We start from the raw sequence: 4426 nt of genomic DNA, 5'->3' as shown, positions 1-4426 counted from the left end.
CGGATAAGGCGTTTACGCCGCATCCGATGATGTTACCGCTTTGGCGTCACATTCGTCGTCCCCTGCAAACGGGGACGATTTTCCTCCATTTGCCTCAACGGTTGCGTTTCATGTAACGCTGCATGGCAGCGCCCGACAAGATCATGATACTCTTTGGTATTCAATTGCTTCCAGTGCAACTCGTCATCGCTGACGCTGCGCACGGCACGGGCTGGCGTGCCCATCAACAACTGGCGTTTCTCGCCGCGAAAGCCTGCTTTGACAAAGCTCATGGCGGCAACAATGCTCTCTTCACCAATGACCGCGCCATCCATAATCACGCTGTTCATCCCGACCAATGCATCACGACCGATCACACAGCCATGCAGGATCGCGCCATGACCGATATGACCGTTTTCCCCGACAATGGTGTCAGTATCGCTGTAGCCATGCATAATGCAGCCATCCTGAATATTGGCTCCCGCTTGCACAATCAGTCGTCCGTAATCACCACGCAGCGAGGCGAGGGGACCGATGTAGACACCGGCTCCCACAATTACATCGCCAATCAATACCGCACTGGGATGGACAAACGCCGTCGGGTGAACCACCGGAATTAATCCCTCAAAGGCGTAATAGCTCACGGTTATTAACGCCCTTTCCACACCGGATCGCGCTTCTCAGCAAACGCCAGCGGCCCTTCAATGGCATCTTCCGAATGCAGAACTGAGGGATAGTTTTTCAACACACCGCTGCGAATATAGCGATATGCCTCTTCAACCGGCATTTCGCTGGTGGTGCGATAGATCTCTTTCAGTGCCGCAATCGCCAGCGGGGCGCTATTAACCAGCTGCTGCGCCAGTTCGCGGGCGTTATCCATCAGTTCGGTCTGGCTAACCACGCGGTTGACTATCCCCCAACGCAGCGCCTCTTCTGCGTCCATTCGTCTGCCGGTCATCACCATTTCATTGACGATGGCAGGTGGCAGGATCTTCGGCAGACGCAGCACGCCGCCGCTGTCCGGGACAATACCCAGTTTGGCTTCCGGCAGGGCGAAGCTGGCATTATCGGCACAAACAATAAAATCTGCCGCCAGCGCCAGTTCAAAGCCGCCGCCAAAGGCGTAGCCGTTCACGGCTGCGATAACCGGTTTATCGAGATTGAAAATTTCGGTTAACCCAGCAAATCCGCCTGGCCCGAAATCAGCATCCGGCGCTTCGCCTTCTGCTGCCGCTTTTAAATCCCAGCCGGCGGAAAAGAATTTCTCTCCGGCTCCGGTAATAATAGCGACGCGCAATTGCGGATCGTCACGGAAATTAAGAAATACTTCGCCCATCTCAAAGCTGGTTTTTGCATCAATAGCATTGGCTTTTGGACGATCAAGGGTAATTTCCAGAATTGATCCATTGCGGGTCAGATGTAATGATTCACTCATTCCTTTTCTCCATTTTTATTTTTTCAGGGACGACAACATCCCTGCAAAGAATGCATTTGTTTTTAGAGCGTGATTATTAGCTGGCAGGATAATTCCCTGCCATTATGTTTATTTCAGATTCTTTCTGATTATTTTCCCCGAGCAATTACGCGGCAGATCTTTTCTGATCTCCAGATAAGAAGGCACTTTAAATTTCGCCATATTTTGTTCACAGAAGCAGAAAAATTCTTCCTCGCTCAATGTTTCACCTTCATTCAGCACCACAAAGGCCTTGATAGCTTCATCGCGAATAGAATCTTTAATACCAACAACCACGATATCCTGAATTTTCGGATGGGTGGCGATGATATTTTCCAGCTCCACGCAGGAAACATTCTCGCCACCGCGTTTGATCATGTTGCAGCGACGATCGACGAAATAAAAAAAGCCCTCTTCGTCGCGGTATCCGGTATCGCCAGTATGAAGCCAGCCATCGGCTTCCAGGACTTTGGCGGTGGCTTGCGGGTTGAGAAAGTACTCTTTGAAGATGGTTTTCCCCGGTTCGCCTTTAATGCAGATTTCGCCGATCTCTCCCGCCGGGAGCGGACGATTGTGATCGTCGCGGATCTCCGCTTCGTAGCAAAATCCCGCCCGGCCAATCGACGGCCAGCGCCGTTTATCGCCAGGACGGTCGCCGATAATGCCAACGATGGTTTCCGTCATCCCATAAGACGTCAGCAAACGAACGCCGAAGCGTTCACAAAAAGCGTCTTTTTCCTGCTCCGACAGGTTGAGATAAAACATCACTTCCCGCAGGCAGTGTTGTCGGTCGTTCGCAGAAGGCGGCTGCACCATCAAGGTACGGATCATCATCGGAATACATTCGGTGACGGTGGCATGGTACTTCTGTACCTGTCCCCAGAAGGCGCGGGCGCTGTATTTCTCGACCAGCACAAAGGTGGCTCCGGCAGAAAACGCCGCCATCGCCGCAGTGCACTGGCAATCGATATGAAATGCAGGCATTACCGTCAGGTAGACGTCATCGTCACGCAGGGCGCACTGCCAGGCGGAGTAATATCCGGCGAAGCGCAGATTGTAATGGGTAATCACCACCCCTTTCGGTCGGGAGGTGGTGCCGGAGGTAAAGAGAATTTCCGCCGTATCGTCGGTCGATAGCGGCGGCGCATAGCACAAGGTGGCAGGTTGTTGCTCTTTCAGTTGAGTAAACGAACTGACGCCATCATCAGCGGGAAGCGCCACATCGGTCAGGCAAATGTGCCGTAGCTGCGTAGTATCTTCCTGCTGAATCTGTTGATACATGGAATAGAATTGCGCACTGGTCACCAGCAGGCACGCCTGGCTGTTTTGCAGGATCCACGCACTTTCTTCGCGCAGCAGGCGGGCGTTAATCGGCACCATAATCGCGCCAATTTTTGCCAGCCCGAACCAGCAAAAGAGAAATTCCGGGCAGTTGTCCAGATGCAGCGCGACCTTGTCGCCTTTGCGGATCCCCAGCGTATAAAACAGGTTTGCCGTGCGGTTAATCTCCTGATTTAACTCAAGATAACTGTACCGGTTAACGACTCCGCCGCTGGATTCACAAATCAGCGCCGTTTTATGACCGTAAACGTCCGCCAGATCGTCCCACATTTGACGTAGATGTTGTCCGCCAATGATATCCATTGCACCTCTATCCATTTTGTTCGTTTGTTATTGAGCGGGCGCTAGTCGGGTAACCCGACCTACGCCACGCGTTTAATCCTCAACTTTGGCCAGACCTTTGCTGACCAACTCCTGAATGTCGTTTTCGCTGTAGCCGATATTTTTCAAAATGGCAGCCGTGTCCATGCCGTGCGATGGCATTCCGCGCCAGATTTGGCCGGGGTTATTTTTGAATTTCGGCATGATGTTCGGCCCTTTGCAGGTGCGACCATCCATCGTTTGCCACTGAGTGATTGATTCGCGGGCAACGTACTGCGGATTGCTTTCCAGCTCCGGTACGGTCAGCACTTTGGCGCAGGCGATATTCAGTTCGGCAAAGCGTTCTTTTACTTCCGCGATGGTGTGTGTCGCCAGCCAGGCATCGAGTTTCTCTTCTACCAGTGGGCCGTAAGGGCATTCGATACGGTGGATAAGTTGAGTGCCTTCCGGGATTTCTGGCGTGCCAAGCAGATGCGCGAGGCCAATATCTTTAAAGCACTCTGCAATCTGAGTAATGCCCACCAGTTCCATCACAATGTAGCCGTCGACGCATTTGTACAGACCGCAACCGGCGTAGTAGGGATCTTTACCTTTGGTCATGCGCGGGCACATTTCGCCACCGTTGAAGTAATCCATCATGAAGTACTGACCCATGCGCAGCATCACTTCATACATGGCGATGTCGATACTTTCGCCTTTACCGGTTTCGCGCACTTTGTGCAGTGCCGCCAGCGCCGCCGTGGTGGCGGTCAGGCCGGAGAAGTAATCGGCGGTATACGGGAAGGCAGGCATTGGCTGGTCAACATCACCGTTCTGAATCAGGTAACCACTGAAGGCCTGGGCGATGGTGTTATAGGCCGGAAGGTTGGTGTACTCCTCGGTGCCGTACTGACCAAAACCGGACAGGTGAGCGATAACCAGTTTCGGGTTGTGCTGCCACAGGACTTCATCAGTAATGCCACGGCGGGCAAAGGCTGGGCCTTTACTGGCTTCGATGAAGATATCGGTGGTTTCCATTAATTTCAGAAACGCTTCGCGGCCTTCATCTTTGAAGATATTTAATGACAGCGCGTGCAGGTTGCGACGAGAAAGCTGCGGGTAGTTTGGTTGAACGCGAATGGTGTCGGCCCAGGCGACGTTCTCGATCCAGATAACTTCCGCGCCCCATTCTGCGAACATTTGCCCGGCAAACGGTCCGGCGATTTCGATACCGGAGAAGACAACCCGTAATCCGGCCAGCGGTCCGAATTTCGGCATGGGTAGATGATCCATATTAGCTCCTGAAAAATTTATGTAGCGCATGACTGCCGGATGCGGCGTAAACGCCTTATC

General features: G+C 52.8%; 4 protein-coding genes. All 4 read right to left on the bottom strand.

Annotation, left to right across the window (positions count from 1 at the left end; all coding sequences use genetic code 11):
* Positions 1–32: 32 nt before the first annotated feature.
* Positions 33–623 (bottom strand): carnitine operon protein CaiE, encoded by a 591-nt coding sequence (gene caiE, locus EQY_RS0122235; RefSeq protein WP_000122893.1) that lies wholly within the window; start codon positions 621–623, stop codon positions 33–35.
* A 5-nt stretch (positions 624–628) separates the two neighbouring features.
* A complete protein-coding gene (caiD, locus tag EQY_RS0122230; RefSeq protein ID WP_000004395.1) occupies positions 629–1414 on the bottom strand; it encodes a crotonobetainyl-CoA hydratase in 786 nt (261 codons plus the stop codon).
* A 108-nt stretch (positions 1415–1522) separates the two neighbouring features.
* Complete coding sequence (caiC, locus tag EQY_RS0122225; protein WP_024212710.1) at positions 1523–3076, bottom strand: crotonobetaine/carnitine-CoA ligase; 1554 nt, start codon at positions 3074–3076, stop codon at positions 1523–1525.
* 72 nt (positions 3077–3148) lie between these two features.
* A complete protein-coding gene (caiB, locus tag EQY_RS0122220) occupies positions 3149–4366 on the bottom strand; it encodes an L-carnitine CoA-transferase (RefSeq protein WP_000349957.1) in 1218 nt (405 codons plus the stop codon).
* Positions 4367–4426 lie beyond the last annotated feature (60 nt).

The organism is Escherichia sp. TW14182, from assembly GCF_000208525.1.
GTDB classification, from domain to species: Bacteria; Pseudomonadota; Gammaproteobacteria; order Enterobacterales; family Enterobacteriaceae; genus Escherichia; species Escherichia ruysiae.
The sequence above is the reverse complement of the archived record's forward strand: the minus strand, read 5'-3'. Positions and strand labels throughout refer to the sequence as shown.